This is a genomic window from Micromonospora sp. NPDC049374, assembly GCF_040677165.1.
Lineage (GTDB): Bacteria > Actinomycetota > Actinomycetes > Mycobacteriales > Micromonosporaceae > Micromonospora.
Map to the genome: position 1 here is coordinate 194,848 of NZ_JBFAQH010000011.1, position 19,542 is coordinate 214,389.

The 19,542-nt window shown below is 71.8% G+C and carries 16 protein-coding genes and 1 riboswitch; of the genes, 6 read left to right on the forward strand and 10 right to left on the reverse strand.

The features are described from left to right. The first annotated feature begins 192 nt into the window (after positions 1-192). Positions 193-1,170: a hypothetical protein gene (locus AB0J93_RS19660; RefSeq protein WP_363923725.1), complete on the forward strand. Its 978-nt coding sequence runs from the start codon at positions 193-195 to the stop codon at positions 1,168-1,170. Then, complete coding sequence (locus AB0J93_RS19665; RefSeq protein WP_363923726.1) at positions 1,170-2,102, forward strand: serine hydrolase; 933 nt, start codon at positions 1,170-1,172, stop codon at positions 2,100-2,102. Before AB0J93_RS19660 ends, AB0J93_RS19665 begins: the two co-directional genes overlap by 1 nt. Before the next feature lie 149 nt (positions 2,103-2,251). Here AB0J93_RS19665 and AB0J93_RS19670 read toward each other — a convergent pair whose 3' ends face one another. Genes AB0J93_RS19670 through AB0J93_RS19680 form a run of 3 tightly spaced genes read right to left on the reverse strand, consistent with a single transcriptional unit; the run spans position 2,252 to position 5,121 of the window. Next, positions 2,252-3,103, reverse strand: coding sequence for a menaquinone biosynthesis protein (locus AB0J93_RS19670; protein ID WP_363923727.1), 852 nt, complete (start codon positions 3,101-3,103; stop codon positions 2,252-2,254). Between the two features lie 33 nt (positions 3,104-3,136). Further along, on the reverse strand, positions 3,137-4,498 hold the full coding sequence (locus tag AB0J93_RS19675; RefSeq protein ID WP_363923728.1) for an MFS transporter: 1,362 nt from the start codon (positions 4,496-4,498) through the stop codon (positions 3,137-3,139). Between the two features lie 41 nt (positions 4,499-4,539). After that, positions 4,540-5,121, reverse strand: coding sequence for a metalloregulator ArsR/SmtB family transcription factor (locus tag AB0J93_RS19680; RefSeq protein ID WP_363923729.1), 582 nt, complete (start codon positions 5,119-5,121; stop codon positions 4,540-4,542). 173 nt (positions 5,122-5,294) lie between these two features. On the opposite strand from AB0J93_RS19680, the gene AB0J93_RS19685 reads away from it, so the two are divergent. Both AB0J93_RS19685 and AB0J93_RS19690 read left to right on the forward strand, forming a co-directional pair. Beyond that, a complete protein-coding gene (locus AB0J93_RS19685; protein ID WP_363923730.1) occupies positions 5,295-7,370 on the forward strand; it encodes an AAA family ATPase in 2,076 nt (691 codons plus the stop codon). A gap of 121 nt (positions 7,371-7,491) precedes the next feature. Further along, on the forward strand, positions 7,492-8,256 hold the full coding sequence (locus tag AB0J93_RS19690; RefSeq protein ID WP_363923783.1) for a VOC family protein: 765 nt from the start codon (positions 7,492-7,494) through the stop codon (positions 8,254-8,256). 51 nt (positions 8,257-8,307) lie between these two features. On the opposite strand, the gene AB0J93_RS19695 is transcribed toward AB0J93_RS19690, so the two are convergent. The 7 genes from AB0J93_RS19695 to mqnE form a co-directional block, all read right to left on the reverse strand. Continuing rightward, positions 8,308-9,177 carry an ABC transporter ATP-binding protein gene (locus AB0J93_RS19695; protein ID WP_363923731.1) on the reverse strand — a complete coding sequence of 290 codons (870 nt, stop codon included), beginning with the start codon at positions 9,175-9,177 and terminating at the stop codon, positions 8,308-8,310. Then, a complete protein-coding gene (locus AB0J93_RS19700; RefSeq protein WP_363923732.1) occupies positions 9,174-10,277 on the reverse strand; it encodes an iron ABC transporter permease in 1,104 nt (367 codons plus the stop codon). The genes AB0J93_RS19695 and AB0J93_RS19700 overlap by 4 nt, the downstream gene beginning before the upstream one ends. Before the next feature lie 27 nt (positions 10,278-10,304). Further along, the gene (locus AB0J93_RS19705) at positions 10,305-11,240 is read right to left on the reverse strand and encodes an ABC transporter substrate-binding protein (protein ID WP_363923733.1); all 936 of its coding nucleotides are present in this window, start codon (positions 11,238-11,240) and stop codon (positions 10,305-10,307) included. Between the two features lie 111 nt (positions 11,241-11,351). Further along, a riboswitch (cobalamin riboswitch) is annotated at positions 11,352-11,412 on the reverse strand. Between the two features lie 172 nt (positions 11,413-11,584). Then, the gene (locus AB0J93_RS19710) at positions 11,585-13,465 is read right to left on the reverse strand and encodes a M14 family zinc carboxypeptidase (RefSeq protein ID WP_363923734.1); all 1,881 of its coding nucleotides are present in this window, start codon (positions 13,463-13,465) and stop codon (positions 11,585-11,587) included. A gap of 231 nt (positions 13,466-13,696) precedes the next feature. Beyond that, positions 13,697-13,987: a DUF4229 domain-containing protein gene (locus tag AB0J93_RS19715; RefSeq protein ID WP_093403985.1), complete on the reverse strand. Its 291-nt coding sequence runs from the start codon at positions 13,985-13,987 to the stop codon at positions 13,697-13,699. Positions 13,988-14,024: 37 nt separating this feature from the next. Continuing rightward, on the reverse strand, positions 14,025-14,447 hold the full coding sequence (locus AB0J93_RS19720) for a hypothetical protein (protein ID WP_363923735.1): 423 nt from the start codon (positions 14,445-14,447) through the stop codon (positions 14,025-14,027). A gap of 24 nt (positions 14,448-14,471) precedes the next feature. Further along, positions 14,472-15,641, reverse strand: a complete 1,170-nt coding sequence (mqnE, locus tag AB0J93_RS19725; protein WP_363923736.1) for an aminofutalosine synthase MqnE — start codon at positions 15,639-15,641, stop codon at positions 14,472-14,474. 248 nt (positions 15,642-15,889) lie between these two features. Between mqnE and AB0J93_RS19730 the strand changes: the two genes are divergently transcribed. Continuing rightward, positions 15,890-17,494, forward strand: coding sequence for an NlpC/P60 family protein (locus tag AB0J93_RS19730; protein WP_363923737.1), 1,605 nt, complete (start codon positions 15,890-15,892; stop codon positions 17,492-17,494). Between the two features lie 1,674 nt (positions 17,495-19,168). Next, positions 19,169-19,456 carry a hypothetical protein gene (locus AB0J93_RS19735; RefSeq protein ID WP_363923738.1) on the forward strand — a complete coding sequence of 96 codons (288 nt, stop codon included), beginning with the start codon at positions 19,169-19,171 and terminating at the stop codon, positions 19,454-19,456. The last annotated feature ends 86 nt before the right edge of the window (positions 19,457-19,542 follow it).

The following is a 19,542-nucleotide window of genomic DNA, read 5'->3' on the forward strand; positions in this document are numbered from 1 at the left end:
GTCTTCACGGCGAGTTGCCCAGTGTCGAGTCCTGGCATAACGCCGATCCGGACGTAGACTTCCCCCGTCACACCGATCGGCTGAAGACGATCGCCAGCTCAGGGCCGCTTCCCCCGACCCAGGCGATCCGCACCGGTCAGTCCTGGCAACAAGCCGGTCCCCCCGGCCCCGACATCTGGAGCTCACCCGCTCATGCGATCTCGCGTGACCATGGTGCTCGCCGCGACGGCGGTACTGCTCGGCGGCGTCATGCTGGTGCCGGCCGCGTACGCCCGGCTTTCCGCTGGCGAGGCGGACGCCGGCCCGGAGAGCGTCGCCGCGCCCACGCCCGCCCCACCGCCGCCACCGACCCTGGCCGCCGGCAAGGTCTCGGTGAACTTCAAGGGCGAGTTCTTCTCCTGGGCACTGCTCGACCGGGAGACCGACGAGCTCTCCGGCTCCAAGAACATGGCCGCGACCAGCTCGACCGAGTCGATGCTCAAGGCCTGGATCGTCGCCGACTACCTGCGCCAACTCGGCGACAAGGAGCCGCCCGCGGCGATGAAGAAGCTGGCCAGCCTGGCCATCCGGGACAGCAACGACGACGCGGCCAACAAGGTCTACGCCGCTGCGGGTGGTTCCTACCGGGCGCCGGCGAACGGCCAACCCGGCCCGGTGATCAAGCGGGCGATCAGCACCTGCGACCTCACCGACACCAAGCGCGGCAACGTCAGGGGCTACGAGGGCTGGTGGAGCTTCACCCGGATGTCCCCGCGCGACGCCGTACGTCTCGGTGACTGCATCGCCGACGGCACCGCTGCCGGGCCGAAGTGGACGAAGTGGCTGCTGGCCGAGATGAGCAAGGTTCGCGGCAGCACCGCCGCCAAGGACCAGAAGCCCAGGGAGGGCGGCGGCCGGTGGGGAATCGTCGACGGCCTGCCGGAGTCGATCACCAGCCAGGGCCCGGTCAGCATCAAGAACGGCTGGACCCCCCTCAACTACGACGGCAACTGGCACGTCAACTGCCTGGCCGTGACTGAGAAGTGGAGCCTCGCGGTGATGCTGCGTTACCCCCAGAGCAGCGGGCTCGACTACGGAGCGGACGTCTGCGCCAGCGTCGCCAGCCAGTTGGTGACGCCGCAGCCCGGTGGCGCCCTCAAGGTGCCGCAGCAGCCGATCGGGAAGCTCTGATGGCCGGCCGCAGCCGCAACGGCGAGACATCGCCGCTGCGCCTGATCGCGATCGCGGCCGTGTTGATCGGGCTGGTCCTTGTCTCGCTGCGCCTGCTGCCCGGTTCGCCCTTCGAGTCCACCGCCGCCGCCCAGTGGGGTCGGGGTGAGTCGCCGGCGGCCCGGGACGGCAGCCTGACCGACCGCAGCGTACGACCGTCGCCGTCACCCAGCCCCTCGCCGGAGCCCGAGCCGCTGCCGTTCGAGGCCAAGGAGATCGACCTGGACATCGACGGCTGGTACGCGTGGAGCGTGCTGGACCGCCGGTCGGGCGAGATCATCGGCTCGGAGAACATGGCCGAGACCAGCACCACCGCCTCCCTCATCAAGGCGTGGATCGTCGCCGACTACCTGCGCCGTACCGCCGACGCCGGGCAGACCCCGAGCGACGCGAAGTTGAGCGACCTGACCCGGATCATCCGGGACAGCGACAACACCCGCACCGAGCAGCTCTACACCCAGATCGGCCGGTCCGCCTCGATCAAGCGGCTGTTGTCCACCTGCGACCTGACCGACAGCAAGGTGTCGAGCGACCTCGGGTGGAGCCGTACCGAACTCTCCCCCCGGGACACCGCCCGCCTCGGCGAGTGCATCGCCGACGGCACCGCCGCCGGCCCGAAGTGGACCAAATGGTTGCTCAGCGAGATGCGCCAGGTACGCGGTGCCGGCGACTTCGGCATCCGTAAGGCGTTCCCGACCGCCGAGGCGAAGAAGATCGCCATCAAGAACGGCTGGGTCGACCGCACCCGTGAGCAGGAGATGCACGTCAACTGCCTGGCGATCGGCGACACCTGGACGATGGGCGTGATGCTCCAGTACCCGATCAACAAGGGCTACGAGTACGGCATGAAGAACTGCGAGAAGATCACCGAAGCCCTCCTCACCCGCCCCTGACCCCCACCGCGCCCCCCACCCGCGCCGCGCCGCACCCCCCGACCCGCGCCGATCTTGCACTTCTGGTCGCCGGAACGCGGCTTATGCCCGATAAGCGGCGACGAAAAGCGCAAGATCGCGGGGGAGGCGGGGAGGCGGGGAGGCGGGGGTCAGCGGGTGAAGAAGGTGGGGCCGGTGGGGGGTAGTGGGGGGGTTTCGCCTAGGGCGGCGGCGCGGCGGGCGAACTCACGGATGCCGGCGACCTGACGATCGCCGAGGGAGAAGTCCAGGGCCCGGAAGTACTCCGCGAGCGTGCTGGCGTCGAACGGCTCCCACCGGGCCGCCGACTCGGCGACCTGGTCCAGTTCAGCCAGGCACAGGTCACGCGACCGCAGGAACGCCTCGTGCACCTCCTTGACCAGCCCGGGATGGGCTGCGGCGAAGTCGCGACGGGCCGCCCAGACGGCGAAGACCATCGGCAGTCCGGTCCACTCCCGCCACGCCTGCCCCAGGTCGGTCACGGTCAGTCCCTGCCGGGGTGCCTCGTACATCGCCCGCAGCGCCACGTCGCCGATCAACACCGCGGCGTCGGCCTCCAGCAGCATCTGGGTCAGGTCCGGCGGGCACCTGAAGTACTCCGGACGGACCCCGTACCGCTCGCGCAGCAGCAACTGGGCGAGCAGCACTCCGGTCCGCGAGGTGGAGCCCAGCGCCACCCGGGCGCCGTCGAGGTCGGCCAGCGGCCGGGTGCTGACCAGGTTGACCGACAGCACCGGCCCGTCGCTGCCCACGGCCAGGTCGGGCAGGAGCAGCAGTTCGTCGGCATGCTTCAGGTACTCGACGAAGGTGATCGGCCCGATGTCCAGGTCACCGGCGACGAGTTGGGCGCTGAGCCGGTCCGGCGAATCCTTGCGCAGGTCGACGTCGAGCAGGGCGCCGGAGCGCATCAGCCCCCAGTAGATGGGCAGGCAGTTGAGGAACTGGATGTGCCCGACGCGGGGGCGGGCGAGGCGCTCGACCATGCCCCGACCGTATCCCCACCTCCCGTGACCTGCTCAGCCGGACGTCGCTGAAGTGGCCAACCCCGCACCCGCCGGCCCGGCTTTAGGTGGCCCCGCGTCCACCGGCTCGGCGCCCGCCGGCCCGGCCTGCGCGGGGCCTTCCGGTGTCGGCGGCTGCCCGATACGGGAGCGCTCGGCCCGCACCGCTCGGCGGACCGGTGCCACGAAGCCGAGCAGCACCAGCAGCCCGGCCGCACCACAGCCGACGATCAGCGGACGAGGTTCGGTCACCTCCAGCAGCAGACCACCGACCAGGTAACCGAACATTGCCGCCCCCTGCACCGCGGCACCCACGGCGGCGAAGGCCCGCCCGCGGGCCGCCTCGGGTACCCGCCGTGCCACCACCACGTTGTGGAAGACGTTGTCGCCGCCGTTGCAGAGGCCGCCGAGCAGCCAGAGCGGCACCAACAGCGCAGCCGTGGGGACCGTCACCGAGAGCAGCACCGCCACGCAACAGCCGCCGAGTAGCAGCAGGCCACCCTGCACCAGGGCACCGTCGTCGGTGAACCGCCGGGCCACCCGAGCGAAGATCCAGGCACCGCCGAGCACACCGAGCGTCCAGGCGCCGGTCACCAGGCCGTACACGGAGGCCGAGGCACCGAGGGTCTCGCGTACGTAGAAGACCTCGATGACGTTGATCGCGCCGACGGCCGCGATCACGCCGGCCAGCGTCGCCACCATCGCCGCCAGCAGCGGATCCCGCCGGAGCCGCCAACTCCCTGCCGTCGCGGCGTCGTGGTCCACCACCGCCGGGCCGCTGCCGGTCACCGCGGCGCGCCGCGCACCGCCCCTACGAGTACGGACGAGCAGCCCGGCGACGACGAGCGCCAGATAGCCGGCCGCGGCGATCAGCAGGGGTACCCGGGTGCCGAAGGCGCCCACCAGGAACCCGGCCATGGCCGGCCCGGTCAGCACACCGATCATGCCGGCGGTCTGGTTGAGTGCGGTGGCCCTGGGCAGGTCTTCGGCGCGCACCATGGCGGGCACCAGGGCGGCGAGCACCGGCTGGACGACGGCCAGGCCGCTGGCGAGCAGCGCGACCAGACCCACGACCAGCAAGGGGTGTCCGGCGTACGCCAGCGCTAGGCAGATCACCGACTGGGCCAGACCGGCTCCGACCAGCAGCGTCCGGCTGTCCACCCGATCGGCGAGCCGACCGGTCAGCGGGGCGAGCACCACGAGCGGCAGCGTCGCCGCCAACAGCATCCCCGCCACGGCACGGCCACCGGCGCCGGACGACTGGAGGGTCAGTGTCAGCGTGGTCGCCGCGAGGAACTGCCCGCAGGTGGCGAAGCCACGGGCGGAGGTAGCCAGGGCGACGTCGGCCCACCGCGACTCCCCAGATGTGAAAGACATATTTCGAAAGTAGTGCTTCACATCTGGTCGGCGCAAGCATGTCAGGCCAGCGGCACCGCCCGGTACTGGACGGCCACCCGGCGGGCACCCGGCGGCGGATCGGTCCGGGTGCGTTTCCGGTAGGGCTGGAGCAGGGCCGTCACGGCCTCGTTCAACTCCGTCAACTCCTCGGCGGTGAGTAGCAGCAACGACTCGCTCAGAATCGCGCTGCGATACCACTCCTCCGACTCGTCCGGAGCCCGGCGCAGCCAGTCCCGGCTGCGCTCCAGTCCCCGAGCCAGAAAGACCTCGACCAGGGTCTGCTCGGCGTCGCGTACCGACGGGTCAGCGTCCCGGCCGGCGTCGATGGTCCATTGCTGGATCGCGGCACGCCACAGCCGCTCCCGGGCGTCTCCCCGGCTCGGCGCCTGCTCCACCAGGCCGAACTTGGCAAGTGCCCGCAGGTGGTAGCTGGTCGCGCTCGGCGACAGGCCCACCACCTCGGCGCACTCGGTGGCGGTCACCGCGCCCTCGGTCGTCGCCAGGTGTTCCATGATCGCGAGCCGGGCCGGGTGGGCGAGCGCCCGCAGCGTCTGAGGGTCGCTGATCGTCACCCGGGGCGACTCGGAGTGCGGCTGCGTCATGCCCCCATGATCCCCGGCCGGAAGTAAAAGCGGTTGTCCACGGCACGCTCTCCAGTAGGCTGTTCGTTCCGCCCGACGGCCGCGGTGAGTAGCACCGCAGCGGACGTCCCCGCGCCGACCCACGAGTCGGAAACGCGAGCGGCAGCCTTCTTCCCGTGTCGAGGAGTCCGTGGATGAGCCTGCACGCCCAAAAGATTCCCCAGCCACCCGCACTGGACGACGAACTGGCCACCGAACGTGCGCACCTGACCCGGTCGCGGGCGGCGCTGCACCGGATGCGGGAACGCGCCGAGGCGCTCTTCGCCACCGGCGACAAGGTGGCCGGAGACGCGTACACCGCCGAGCAGCTCGGCCGGCACCTTGCCCGGCGGGTCGCCGAACTGGCCGACGACCCGCGTACCCCGCTCTTCTTCGGCCGGCTCGACTTCGGTGACGCGGATGCCGAACACGCCGGCCGCCGATACCACGTCGGTCGCCGGCACGTCACCGACGAGCAGGGCGAACCGTTGGTGCTTGACTGGCGGGCACCGGTCTCCCGCGCGTTCTACCGGGCCAGTGCCCGCGACCCGCAGGGCCTGGCGGTGCGCCGCCGGTTCGGTTTCAGCGACGGGAAGCTGACCAGCTTCGAGGACGAACACCTGGACCGGGGCGAGGAACTCGGCACGGCCAGCCGGATCCTCACCGCCGAGATCGAACGCCCCCGGGTCGGGCCGATGCGGGACATCGTCGCCACCATCCAGCCCGAGCAGGACGAACTCGTCCGCGCCGACCTGGCCGACTCGATCTGCGTACAGGGTGCCCCGGGCACCGGCAAGACCGCCGTCGGCCTGCACCGGGCGGCGTACCTGCTCTACCTGTACCGGGAGCGGCTGCGGCGGTCGAAGGTGCTGGTCGTGGGCCCGAACCGGGCCTTCCTCGGCTACATCGCGGCGGTGCTGCCTGCGCTCGGCGAAGTCGAGGTGGAGCAGGCCACCGTGGAGGATCTGGTCGACCGGGTGACGGTACGCGCGGTGGACCCGCCGGTCGTGGCCACCCTCAAGCACGACGCGCGGATGGCCGAGGTGCTGCGCCGGGCCGTCGACGCGTACGTCGGCGAGCCGGCGGAACCGGTGCTCGTCTCCGACGGCTCGTTCCGCTGGCGGATCGGGCTGGAGCCGCTGCACCGGCTGGTCCAGGACACCCGCGCGGAGCGCCTGCCGTACGCCGTCGGGCGGGACCGGGTCCGGGCCCGGGTGGTCGGACTGCTGCAACGGCAGGCCGAGGCGCGGCGGGCGGAGTCGCCGGGCGACGCGTGGCTGCGCCGGATGAGCCGGTCGAAACCGGTCACCGGATTCCTGGACGCCGTGTGGCCCGCGCTCACGCCGGACCGCCTGCTGCACGCGCTGTACACCGACCCGGACCGGCTCGCACAGGCCGCCGACGGCCTGCTCAGTCCCGACGAACAGCACCTGCTCACCCGCACCGCGTCGGGAGGTCCCACCACCGGTACCGGGTTGGGCCGGACGGCGAAGGCGACCCGGTGGACGGCCGCCGACGCCGTGCTGATCGACGAGGCGGCCGGCCTGCTCGAACGACCGGCCGGCTACGGACATGTCGTGGTGGACGAGGCACAGGACCTGTCTCCGATGCAGTGCCGGGTCATCGCCCGGCGCAGTGAACACGGCTCGCTCACGCTCCTCGGCGACCTGGCCCAGGCCACCGCGCCATGGGCGGCCAGCGACTGGCGGGAGAGCCTGCGCCACCTGGGCAAGCCGGACGCGACGGTGGTGCCGTTGACCATCGGGTTCCGGGTGCCCGCCGCCGTGCTCGCCTTCGCCAACCGGCTGCTACCGGCGCTGGCTGTCGACGTGCCGCCGGCCGAGTCGCTACGCGGTGACGGCGCGCTTGAGGTGCGTACCGTGAGCGATCTCGCGACCGCGACGGTGGCCGAGGTGCGGGCGGCGCTCACGCACGAGGGGTCGATCGCCGTGATCGCCGCCGACGGCACGGTGGACGAGTTGCGGTCGGCGCTGACCGAGGCGGGGGTGGAAACCGCGACCGCCGACGGGCCAGCCACCGGTGCGCGCGTCACGGTGATGCCCGCGACCCTGGTCAAGGGTCTGGAGTACGACCACGTCATCGCGGTCGAACCGGCTGCCATCGCGTCCGCCGAGCAACGCGGCCTGAACCGGCTGTACGTGGTGCTCACCCGGGCGGTGTCCCGGCTGTCCGTGCTGCACGCCGCGCCGCTGCCCGCGCCGCTGGGCTGACGCGGCCGGTGTCGCCAGTTCAGTTGATGTTCCGCCCGTTTCCACCCCGGGCCGCGGCGGACCGGTGCCACCATGCCGAGGAGGGCGGCCGGCCGGTCGCCGCAGGTCGGGAGGGGTGTCCGTGGTCAGCGTCGCACCGGGTACGCCCTGTTGGGCCGACCTGGCGACGCCGGGGCTCGACGCGGCCCGGCGGTTCTACCCGGAGCTGTTCGGCTGGACCGGCCGGGTCGACCCCGAGCCGGCGGCGGGCGGATACACGGTCTTCCTGCTGGGCGGCCGGGCGGTCGCCGGGGCGGGCCCGCCCGCCGTGCCGGATCAGGTCCCGATCTGGTCGACGTACGTGGCCACCGACGACGCGGATCTGGTCGCCGGCCGGGTACAGCGGGCCGGTGGACAGGTGGTGGTGCCGCCGTTCGAGGTCTTCGACCGGGGTCGGATGGCGGTCTTCACCGATCCGGCCGGGGCCGCGTTCAGTGTCTGGCAGCCGATGGCCTTCGCCGGCGCCGAGGTGTTCGACCTCCCCGGCGCGATGAGCTGGACCGAGCTGGTGACACCCGATCCGGACGGGGCACGGATCTTCTACGAACTGGTCTTCGGTTGGCAGCCGGAGGAGGAGCCGATGGGTCAGGTCGCGTACACCGGATGGCGGCTCGGCGACCGCCTGGTGGCGGGGATGATGCCCCCACTGAGTGGCGAGTTCCCGGCCGACTCACCGGCCTACTGGACGCTCTACTTCTCGGTCGTCGACGCGGACGCCACCGCCGCCCGCGCCGCCGAACTGGGCGGCACCATCCTGGTCCCCCCGCGCGACATCCCCGCCGGCCGCGTTACCGCCCTCCGCGACCCCCACGGCGCCCTCTTCTCCCTCATCGCCCTCACACCCTGACCCACCCCCACCGCCGACCCCGCCGATCATGCGGTTGTGGTTGTCGCTTTGTCATCTTTCACGGCTTTTATCAGGTGCCACAACTGCATGATCGGCGCCGGTGGGGCGGGTGGGGCGGGTGGGGAGGACGAGGGGGCCGTGGGGGCCGGGGATGACGCGGACGTGGGCGCGGTAGTGGCGGGCGAGCAGCTCCTCGGTCAGCACCTCGTCGGGGGTGCCGGAGGCGACGATGCGGCCGTCGGCGAGCAGCACCATGCGGTCGGCGTACTCGCCGGCGATGGACAGGTCGTGCATGGTGGCCAGCACCGTCAGGCCGTGCGTCCGACGTAGCTGGTCGACCAGTTCGAGGACCTCCTGCTGGTGGCCGATGTCGAGGGCGCTGGTGGGCTCGTCGAGCAGCAGCAGGGTGGCGCCCTGGGCCAACGCCCGGGCCAGGAAGACCCGCTGCCGCTCGCCGCCGGAGAGGGTGGCCAGTTCCCGGGCGTGGAAGCCGGCGAGATCCAGCCGGTCGAGCACCTCGTGCACCACGGCCAGGTCGGCGGCGGACTCCCGACCCAGCGGCGGGATGTACGGGTTACGACCGAGCAGCACGTAGTCCAGCACCGCCATGCCGGGCGGTACGACAGGCGACTGGGCGACCGTGGCCACCACCCGGGCCCGTTCCCGGCGACGCAGCTCGCCCAGGGGCGTACCGAAGAGCCGCACGGCGTCCGGCGCGGGGAGCAGGCCGCCGACGGCGCGCAGCAACGTCGACTTGCCCGCGCCGTTGGGACCGATCACCGTGACCCACTCGCCGGTGGTGACGGTCAGGTCGACTCCCGCGAGGATCGGCGAACCGTCCAGGCTGATCCGCAGGTCGCGCAGGTCGACGGCGAGGGCTGGCAGGGTACTGGACGACGACACGGGCGACGAGGCGCTCATGTCAGCACCCGTCGGGCCGAGCGCAGCACCACCACGAAGAACGGGCCGCCAAGCAGCGCGGTGACCACCCCGATCGGGATCTCCTGCGGTGCGGCGGCGGTCCGCGCCACCACGTCGGTCAGGGCCAGGAAGGCGCCGCCGAACAGCAGCGACAGCGGCAGGATCACCCGGTAGCTCGCCCCGGCGAGCATCCGTACGGTGTGCGGCACGATGATGCCGACGAAGCCGATCAGGCCGGAGGCGGAGACGGCGGCGGCGGTACCCAGCGAGGCCGCGGCGATCAGCAGGTACCGGGACCGCTGCGGGTGCAGGCCGAGGCTTGCCGCTTCGTCGTCGCCGACCGACAGCACGTCCAACTCCCGCCGGTGCAGCAGGATGACCAGGCTGGTCAGCAGGAAGTACGGCAGCACCAGCCGGACGTCCTGCCAGCCGGCGGTGGCCAGCCGCCCCAGCAGCCAGGAGTACACCTGCTGAATGCTTTCCGCGTGTCGTTGCAGCAGGTACGTCTGCCCGGCGCTGAGGAAGGCGGAGACGGCCACCCCGGCCAGGATCAGGGTGGCCGGGGAGCGGCTGCGTCCCCCGGCGGATCCGAGCAGGTAGGTCATCGCCACCGCACCGAGGGAGCCGACGAAGGCGGCCAGCGGGATGGTGGCCGGCAGGCCGCTCAACGCGCCGCCCGCGCCCACTCCCAGGGTCAGCACCACGGTGACCGCCAGCCCGGCCCCGGCCGCGACACCGAGCAGGTACGGGTCGGCCAGCGGGTTGCGGAACACCCCCTGGTAGGCGCCGCCGGCCAGGGCGAGCAGCCCGCCGACCAGCAGACCCAGCACCGCCCGGGGCAGCCGCAGCTCGGTGACGATGGCGATCTCCCGCTCGGTCAACCCGCTGTCCAGGTGTACCCCGGGCAGCAGGTTGAGCAGTTCGATCGCGACGCTGCCGGGCGGCAGGCTGACCGGGCCGAGCGAGACCCCGGCCAGCAGCGCGACGAGCACGGCGAGCACCCCGGTCGCGAGCCAACGCTTCCGCAGACCCGCCGGCCGGGGCGGGGTGGCCGCCCCGGCCGGCGCGACGGGGCGGCCGCGCTTCAGCACGTCGTGCATGACCCGGTCAGCGCCCGGCGGCCATCGTCACTGGGACGCCTTGGCGGTGGCGTCCGCGATGGTCCGCAGCAGGTCCACCACGCGCGGCCCCCACCGGGACGCGACGTCGTCGTCGAGTTCCACGATCTGGTCGTTCTGCACCGCGGTGAGCGAACCCCAGCCGCTGCGCGCCTTGACCGTCGCGGCGCTCTGCTGGCAGCACTTGACGTCGGAGAGGAAGACGAAGTCCGGGTTGGCGTCGACGATCACTTCCTGGGACAGCTGCGGGTAGCCGCCATTCTTGCCGTCGGCGTCGGACGCGTCCGCGATGTTCTCCAGCCCGGCGAGGCTGTAGATCGAACCGATGAAGGTCTTGCTGGTCGCGGTGTACAGCTCCGGGCCCAGCTCGTGGAAATAGGTGAGTGCCTCGGCCCGTTGCGGCACCTCGGCCACGATCTTCGCGATGTCGTCCTTCATCCGCTGGACCACGTCGGCCGCCCCGGCGGCGTTACCGGTGAGCGTGCCCAGCTCGGTGATCTGCCGGTACGAGTCGTCGAGGGTCTGCGCGGCCGGAGTCTGGTAAACCGGGATCTTGAGCTTGGTGAGCTGCTCGACGATCTTGTTACGGTCGTCGCTGAGCACCACCAGGTCGGGGTTCTTCGCCGCGACCGCCTCGGCGTTCGGCTGGTAGCCGGAGAGGTCCGTCTTCGGTGCGTCAGTGGGGAAGTTGGACTGGTCGTCGACCGCGGTGACCTGCGGGCCGGCGCCGATCGCGAAGAGCATCTCGGTGGCCGTGGCCGAGAGCGAGACGATCTTCTCAGGTCGCTGTTCCAGGGTCAGCGACCCGACGGTGACGGGGAAGGTGGCGGCGCTCGGGCTGCCACCGGCGGTGGGGGTGTCGGTGGTCTTCTCGGCGCAGGCGCCGAGCGCGAGCGCGGCCACCGCCAGGCTGGCGGCGAAGACCCTGGGGGTACGTCTGAACATCGGTCCTCCTGTCGGTCGAGGAGTGTGCTGCTTCGCCGACAGGGAGCCGGGGGCACCCGTCCGCGAGGCGCCCTTCCTCGAGAGCGCGGATCGCGACCACGCCCCAGGCGACCTGGCTCGTCCCCGGTAACGGGGCATCACAGTTGCGGGACAGCGCCGGTGTCTCACCGGCTTCGCTGGAACGGGTCGGTAAGACCGTAGCGCACGTCGCGTCGACGCCCCGCCGAGCAGTCCGCCGCGTTGCCGCACACCCGCCGGTGAGCCGCCGGAAGAAAGCCGGTCTGCCCGTTTGGTCCCTGGAACGGGGCCCCGCGCGAGGGGGTGTGGCGGGGCCCCGTCCGATTTCAGGAGGAGGTGATGGTGACGTTGTCCACAGCCGCTTCGACGAGGCTGGCGGTCGAGGTGTCAGCGGCCTCCACCAGGATCCGGATGGACTGGCCGGCGTACGGGGTGAGGTCGAGGTTCGACACCGTCCAGGCACCGTTGCGGTTGCTGGCCGCACCGGCCTGGGTGAGCAGCGTCGTGGTGCCGCCGCTGTGCACCACGCTGACCCGGAAATAGTCGGCCGACGACGAATTCGAGCCGTGCGCCAGGTACCACGCCAGCGACAGGGTCAACGTGCCGCTGGACGGCAGCGCGACAGCCGGCGAACGGGCACCCGTCACCCCGCCGTCGATGTCGTAGTCACCTGCGCCGCTGCCGGCGAGCCGGCCGGTCACCAGGTCGTTGCTGCCCGCGTACGGGGTGAGCTGCTTGGCCCCGCTGGAGCTGGTGGCCTGCGCGGCGCCCCGCTCCCACTGCCCGGTGGTCGCGGTGTCGGTGCCGTTGGGGTTGGTCGTCCAGCCGGTCGCGGTCTCGAAGGTGTCCGACCAGACCGTGGTTCCCCCGCCGCCGCTGCCGCAGTACTGCGCCTGCTTGCCGATGGCCCGGTACGGGCAGTCGGCGTACTCGGAGAGGATCAGCACCGCCTCACGGTTGCGCGAGGTCTGCTCCGGGATGACCTCGTCGGGCGGGTAGAAGCCGCCGCCGGAGGCCGAGCCCGGATACAGCTCGAAGGTGTACGCCCAGATGCCGTGCGTCGCCCACATCCAGTCGATGCTGCTGCCGTCGGTGATGTACAGGTCGCTGGACTGCTGGGGGGTGAAGCCGTTGGTCGCCGCCATCTGCTGGCCGATGGTGGCGAAGGTGTTGTACTGGTCGGCGCTCATCCCCGGGGCGGTGTTGTTGTACGTGTAGCCGTACGGCCAGAGCACCAGCTGGGAGTAGGTGTGGAAGTCGATGTTGGCCTTGATCTGCTGTACCCCGCCGACGACCCGGCTGTTGACGAAGTTGCGCAGCGCCTGCGTCTCGGGCGCGGAGAACGCCGACGGACCCCGGTAGGTGTCCGAGGAGGTGGAGCCGGACGAGCCGCCGCAGCACCCGAAGTTGTAGCTCCAGTTCCGGTTCAGGTCGGTCCCGACGTACGATGATCCGCTGTTGGGTTGGCGGTTCTTACGCCACGACCGGTAGGAGCCGGTGGCGATGTCGTACTCGCTGCCGTCCGGGTTGACCGAGGGCACGACCCAGATCTCCCGGCCGTTGACCAGACTGGTGATCCGGGAGTCGGAGCCGTAGTTGTCGGTGAAGAGGTCGAGCAGGTAGAGCGCCATCTCGACGGTCAGGTGCTCGCGGGCGTGCTGCTGGGCGTTGAACAGGATCTCCGGTTCGTTCTCGTCGGTGGCGACGTTGTCGGAGATCTTCACCGCGACCAGGTCACGACCCTCGTACGAGCTGCCGATACTGATCTTCCGCGCGATCGTCGGGTGATCGGCCACCACCTTGTTGACCGCGGCGATCATCTCCGGATAGTCGTGGTAGTTGGAGTCGGCCGACGGGAAGCCGAGGATCCCGACATCGCCGTCGGCCTGCCCCCGGTCGGTGGGCAGTGCGGCGATCGCCTCCAGCCGGAACCCGAGCCGGGTGATGGCGGCGGCCTCGGCCCGGGTGGCCGAGACGTGCAGCACTCCGTGCTCGGAGTAGTCGATGGCGGCGCCCGTACGGGCGACCGCGTTGCGGTCGGCGAGGGTCTTCGGGCCGAGCACCCGGTAGGGCACGGCGGCCGGTTGGGCGTCCCGGTTGGGCGCCGGCTCGGCGGAGACCGGTGGTGCGGCGATGGTGAGCAGGCCGAGCCCGGCGGCGACGATGAGCGCCAGGGCACGGCGGACTGGGATGGAACGGAAGGCCATGGACAACCTCCTGGAGGCGCGGGGATCCCCCGCTCGGTAGCGGACAGCCCACCACCGGTCACATGGTCATATCAATATTGATCGTTGTTTGGTCCATCCCAGCCGGATCCTCATGCCGGCAACATGTTTCCGCCGACCGGCACGCCAGGTAACCGGGTGCCAGGTTGCCGGGCCCAGGATTTGCCGCTGGCCGCTCGGTCCGGCCGCTCGGCCTGGCGAGGGCCCGGGCGCTCAGCCCTTCTCGTCGGTGGGCCGGTCACCGGTCGCGCCGTCGGCCTGGTCGTCGCCGGCCAGGGCGGACCGTAGCCGTTCCTTCTCCACGCGACGACGCTCGGCGGCCGCGGCCATCTCCTCGGCCATCTCGTCACGCCAGCCCTTGAGCAGGAAGAACGAGAGCGCTGCGGAGAACAGCAGCGCCAGGATCAACTTGAGGAAGATGTCCATGTCGACCGGCCAGAGGGCCGCCACCACAACCACGAACAGACCGATCCGGCCGAGCGTGTACTTGACCGCCGCACTCACGTTCGTTCGCTCCGCTCGCTCACGTCGTCACTCTGCCTCAGCCGGTCCGGTTGGCCAGCCAGCGCACCCCGGGAAACCAGATCATCGCGTACACCACGGTGAACGTGGTCGCGGCGAGCACGCCGGACAGCAGCGGCGGCAGCGCCGTCGCCACACCGGCCACCAGCAGCCCGGAGACCACTGCCATCGCCACGGCCACCAGCGCGGCCACCACCCGGGGCGCACCGAAATTCCAGGCCCGGAAGTCCTCCCAGAACAGCCAGGCGGGCAGGATCACGGCGAGCCAGCCGTTGGCTTGACCGAACTCACCCGCACCGAACCAGGCGAAGGCCACGTCGAAGAGCACCAGCACCAGCAGCCCGATGACCACCCCGGCCAGGCCGACACCCATCAGGTCGCCCAGGGTCCGGATCCGCCCGTCGGCATCACGGCGGGGAAACGCGCTCTGCTGCTCGGTCATCGTCGTGCCAGGGTACGCGTCGGGTCAGGCCCAGACCTGCTGCGGCTCGGCCCGGCGCTCGGCCAGCGTGGGCGCGGCGTCGTACTCGCGGACCACCTCATAGCGGGTGTTGCGCTCGACCGGACGGAACCCGGCGTCCCAGATGAGGTTCAGCAGGTCGTCGCGGTGCATGGTGTTCGGCGTCCCGTACGAGTCGGCGTCGTGGGTGATCTTGTATTCCACGACCGAGCCGTCCAGGTCGTCGACACCGAAGTTGAGCGAGAGCTGGGCCACCGACAGGCCGTGCATCACCCAGAAGCACTTGACGTGCGGGACGTTGTCGAACAGCAGGCGGGAGACCGCGAAGGTCTTCAACGACTCGGCCGGCGAGGCCATCGTGGTCCGGGCCTGGATCCGGTTACGGATCTTCCCGTCCGCCGAGTCGACGAAATCGTGCTGGTAGCGCAGCGGAATGAAGACCAGGAAGCCGCCGGTCTCGTCCTGCAACTCGCGCAGCCGCAGTACGTGGTCGACCCGGTGCCGGGGCTCCTCGATGTGGCCGTAGAGCATGGTCGACGGGGTCTTCATGCCCTTGCTGTGCGCCAGCCGGTGGATCCGCGACCAGTCCTCCCAGTGGCAGGCGTGGTCGACGATGTGCTGACGGATCTCCCAGTCGAAGATCTCCGCGCCGCCACCGGTGAGCGACTCCAGGCCGGCGTCCATCAGCTCGTCGAGGATCTCGTCGGCGCCCAGTCCGCTGATCTTCTCGAACCACTGCACCTCGGTCGCGGTGAACGCCTTGAGCTTGACGTTCGGCAGCGCGGCCTTCAGCTCGCGCAGCACCTTGGGGTAGTAGCGCCAGGGCAGCGTCGGGTGCAGGCCGTTGACGATGTGCAGCTCGGTGAGCTGCTCGTCCTCCATCTCCTTGGCCTTGCGGACCGCCTCGTCGATGCGCATGGTGTACGCGTCCTTCTCACCCGGCTTGCGCTGGAAGGAGCAGTACGCGCAGCTCGCGCTGCACACGTTGGTGAGGTTCAGGTGCCGGTTGACGTTGAACATCACCCGGTCGCCGTTCATCTCGGTGCGCCTGTGCTGAGCCAGCCGCCCCAACCAGGTCAGGTCGTCGCTGGAGTAGAGGGCGATCCCGTCCTCACGAGTCAGCCGCTCCCCCGCGTACACCTTCGCTTCGAGTTCGCGCTTGAGTCCGGCGTCCATCGAAAGCCCCGTCCCCTTTCACCTGCGGTCGCGACCGGGACGCGGTCGCCACCCGAGCCTACGTCGGCCACGCCGGCAACTCACACCGTGGTGGTCAGCAGCGAACTCTCAGCCTCCCGTTACCCGGCCAGACATCGACATAAGTGCACCGGGTGAGGTAAGACAGGGTGGGGCACGACACACACTGGTAGCGTCCCGAACCGCCGCGCCGACCGAGCGTGGCAGAGCAACGCCGGACGGGGAGCGGAATGATCGACAGCGCGGACGGACGGCAGCGGCGACGGGGTCCGGTGGTCTCACCGGTGCTACGCCCAGCGCTCTGGTCCGCCCTGCTCGCCGCGGTCGCCAGCACGGTCCTCGCCGCACCGGCGTACGCCGAGCCCGGCATCCCCGTCACGGTGCCCGACACCGGCTCCCGTCCCACGGCCACCGGTCCCCTCCAACTACCCGGCATGCCCGCCGGTACAACCCCGGGCCTGACGCCACCAGCGCTCGGCACTCCGGGCGCCAGCGCGCTGGAGACCCGGATCACGGCCGCGGAGGCGCGGGTCGCCGAGTTGGGCACCCGGCTCCTCGAACTCGAACAGCAGCGCAACGAGGTACAGACCCAGCTCCTCACCGCCGAGCGTGACCTGGAGTTCGCCCGGGGCGCGGTCCAGCAGGCGCAGCAGCGTGCCGACCAGGCCGCCGCCGAGGCGATCAAGGCTGCCGCCGCGCTTCCACCCGGCGGCTTCGCCACCGACCTGCGCGACCTGGATCTGCTCAGCCGGGCGAACCGGGGAGAAAAGGTCGGGCACGACACCGGCCCGGCCGCCGGCGAGCTGGCCCGCAGCCGGGCCGACGAGCAGGTGGCGACGCAGGCGCACGCGGCCGCCCAGTCGCGGCTTCAGGGCGTTCAGCAGCAGTACACCGCCACCCGGCAGGCACTGCGCGACGCCGAGGCGGAACTGATCAAGCTGCGCGACGAGAATTCCGCGCAGCTGGTGGAGTTGGCCCGCCAGCAGGAGGCCGCCGAGCAGCAACTCGGCGCCGACTACGTCGACCAGTCCGCCGGTGGGCTGGCCGCGCACCCCACGGCACTGGCCGCCGTCGCGTACGCCCGGAAACAACTCGGCGACCCGTACGTCTGGGCGGCCGAGGGACCGGACTCGTTCGACTGCTCGGGGCTGATCTGGGCGGCATACCGGTCGGCAGGTTACCGCCAGCTGCCCCGGGTCTCCCGGGACCAGTACCGCGCGACCAGCTCACGGACGGTGCCCCGCACCGCGCTTCTTCCTGGCGACCTGGTCTTCTTCGCCTCGGGCAGTAACTGGCAGAGCATCCACCACATGGGGATGTACATCGGCGGCGGCAAGATGATCCACGCGCCGACCACCGGTGACGTGGTGAAGATTTCCACGGTTCGCTGGTCCCGGCTCTACGCCGCGACCCGGGTGGTGGGCGCGGTTCCGGCACCGACGACATCGCCCACCCCGTCGCAGCCGCCGACCCCCAAGCCCAAACCGACGCCGAAGCCGACCAAGACGCCGACGCCGACGCCGACGCCGAAGCCCACCAAGACGACGACTCCCGCGCCCACTCCCTCGGACTCGACCACGCCGTCGCCGACCCCGACGGGCTCCACCACGCCCTCGGCAACTCCGTCGGCGACCACCACCCCGTCGGCGACCGGGTCTGCGACCACCACCCCGTCGGCGACGACCTCGGCCTCCGAGACCACCTCACCGACCCTCGGGGCCAGCAGCGTCGCTCCGACCACGGCCGCCAGCCAGGCCGACCCGACCACGGCGGCGAGCAGCGCGGCACCGGACGAGAGCGCTTCGGCCAGCCCGTCCACGGCCAGCGGACGGTGACCTGAGCCCGCAACGGCACGGCATTGCATCTGATCGGGGCTGGTCGATGTAGGTGCTGCCGGGCGGCCGATGACACCCGCGACGCGGTACGCACTCCGGGTGTGCCGCACGGGTGGAATGTGGCACGGTGTCACTCAGGCACTCCCGGTCCGGCGGTACGGGTCCGGTTGCGAGCGTGGCGCGGAGGCGACGATGACGCAGCAAGAGGTTCCGGCGGGGCCGGCGGGTAGGCCCCCTGCGCCCACCGCCGAGCCAGAACCCACCGCCACCGCCGAACCGGAACCCGCCCTCACCGCCGAGCCAGAACCGGCCCCCACCACCGAGCCAGAGCCGGCCACTGGCGATACCCCGGACCCGGCCGCCGATCAGCCGGCCCAACCACCCACCGCCCGTCCGACCCCGGACATCGCCGCCCGTCCGACCCCGGACATCGCCGTCCGGTCAGTGGGATCGGCCCGGGGCCGGGCAGGCGTCGCCAAGGTGACGGCACCCGGCGGCGTGAGTCACGGCCAGCCACCGTCCGGCGCCGGACTGACCGCGACCGGCGGGGGCACCACGTACCGGGCCACCGCCGGACCGGTGAGCACGAGCGCCGGACCGGTGCAAACGAGCGGAGGTGTCGCCCTCACCGGATTGGCTTCGGTGACCGGCACGGCCGGCGTTCCCGGCCAGCGGGAGACACCTCAGCCGAGCCAGGAGCCGGCGGCACCGAAACCGGCGCGGGCCAGCGTTCGGGTACCTGGGCTCAGCCGGGTGAGTGTGGACGAGGCGCAGTCCGTCGGCGGCGGCAGGGCGCCCGGTGTCTACCGGTCCGCTCCGGCTCAATCGGAAACGGCCAGGCCAGCCGAACCGGAGCCGGTCAAGCCACCGGAGCCCGCCCGGCCGCCCGAGCCGGCCGAACCGCCGACGCCACCCGCCCCCGAACCGGAACCCGCGCCCCATCCCCCGGTGCCCGGACCGGTCCCACCTGGGCCGACCCCGCCGTCGCCGTCGCCGGCACCGCCTTCCCCAGCACCGGCACCGCCGACGCCCGGTCCGTACCCGCCGGGACCGGCTCCCGTTCCGCCGCCCGACCCCCGTCCCACACCACCGGTTCCGGGTCCGCCGACACCGCCTCCCGGTCCGCCCGTACCGGCACCACCGCCGCCACCGGGTCCGATGCCGGCGCCGCCATTTCCCCCGCCACCGGCCACCGCCTGGCCCACAGCGGCCACCGCCGACACCGCCGGGCCCACAGCGGCCACCGCCATGTCCCGAACCGTCTCGCCCGGCGGCTCTGGCGAGGCCGAGGCGGCTCCCGTCGTACCGGCACCGGCGCTGCCTGTCTGGCCGCCACCGACCAACCCGGGCGGCCGGCGGGACGAGCCCGCGCCCAGTTCGCCGGGGGTCGCGCCCCGACCCTCGTCCCGTCCGGGACTGCGTCCGGGCTCCGCCGGGTCGCACGCAGGCTCCGCCGGGTCGCTCGCGGCGGTGGACGCGCCGGGCGGTGATCCGGGTGCGACTCGAACCCAGCGCAGCACGTCCGAACCCGCCGCGTGGGTCGGGACGTCCGCGACCGGATCGTCGCCGGGCGTCCGGTCGCACGGGCAGACGGAGCGCACGCACCGCCCGGCCGAGATCGAGCAGACGTACCGCCCAGCCGAAACCGAACGCACGCACCTCCCGGCCGGGGCTGTGCCGACGCAGCGCCCCGGCGGCTCCGACCTGAGCGCGTACTACGCCGGGCTGGAGAGCTCAGCGACGGTGGCCCTCCCGGCCGGGGAGCAGGAGACCTCCGGCTCGTTGACCGGGCACATCCTGGCTCAGGGCTGGGCGGACACGGCGGCCGAGAGGTCGCGGAGCACGCTCCGGGTCGTGATCCTGATGGCGGTCGCGCTGGGGGTGCTGGTGGCGATCAGCGTCATGGTGGTGCTCTTCGCGAACGACGCGCTGGCGGGCGCGGGCAGTGGCCTGTTGGGGTGACCGACGGCTCCGGATCGTTGGTGAGTCCGCCCACTACCCGACTCCGGCGCGGGTGGGCACGCCCCGACCGCCGTACACTGGTCGGT

Excerpts from the sequence above, each read along its gene's own strand:
- mqnE (WP_363923736.1), bottom strand. The coding sequence starts at position 15,641 with ATGGACGCCGGACTCAAGCGCGAACTCGAAGCGAAGGTGTACGCGGGG.
- AB0J93_RS19665 (WP_363923726.1), top strand. The coding sequence starts at position 1,170 with ATGGCCGGCCGCAGCCGCAACGGCGAGACATCGCCGCTGCGCCTGATC.
- AB0J93_RS19705 (WP_363923733.1), bottom strand. The coding sequence starts at position 11,240 with ATGTTCAGACGTACCCCCAGGGTCTTCGCCGCCAGCCTGGCGGTGGCC.
- AB0J93_RS19685 (WP_363923730.1), top strand. The coding sequence starts at position 5,295 with ATGAGCCTGCACGCCCAAAAGATTCCCCAGCCACCCGCACTGGACGAC.
- AB0J93_RS19710 (WP_363923734.1), bottom strand. The coding sequence starts at position 13,465 with ATGGCCTTCCGTTCCATCCCAGTCCGCCGTGCCCTGGCGCTCATCGTC.
- AB0J93_RS19700 (WP_363923732.1), bottom strand. The coding sequence starts at position 10,277 with ATGCACGACGTGCTGAAGCGCGGCCGCCCCGTCGCGCCGGCCGGGGCG.
- AB0J93_RS19660 (WP_363923725.1), top strand. The coding sequence starts at position 193 with ATGCGATCTCGCGTGACCATGGTGCTCGCCGCGACGGCGGTACTGCTC.
- AB0J93_RS19730 (WP_363923737.1), top strand. The coding sequence starts at position 15,890 with ATGATCGACAGCGCGGACGGACGGCAGCGGCGACGGGGTCCGGTGGTC.
- AB0J93_RS19680 (WP_363923729.1), bottom strand. The coding sequence starts at position 5,121 with ATGACGCAGCCGCACTCCGAGTCGCCCCGGGTGACGATCAGCGACCCT.
- AB0J93_RS19695 (WP_363923731.1), bottom strand. The coding sequence starts at position 9,177 with ATGAGCGCCTCGTCGCCCGTGTCGTCGTCCAGTACCCTGCCAGCCCTC.
- AB0J93_RS19670 (WP_363923727.1), bottom strand. The coding sequence starts at position 3,103 with ATGGTCGAGCGCCTCGCCCGCCCCCGCGTCGGGCACATCCAGTTCCTC.
- AB0J93_RS19675 (WP_363923728.1), bottom strand. The coding sequence starts at position 4,498 with ATGTCTTTCACATCTGGGGAGTCGCGGTGGGCCGACGTCGCCCTGGCT.
- AB0J93_RS19720 (WP_363923735.1), bottom strand. The coding sequence starts at position 14,447 with ATGACCGAGCAGCAGAGCGCGTTTCCCCGCCGTGATGCCGACGGGCGG.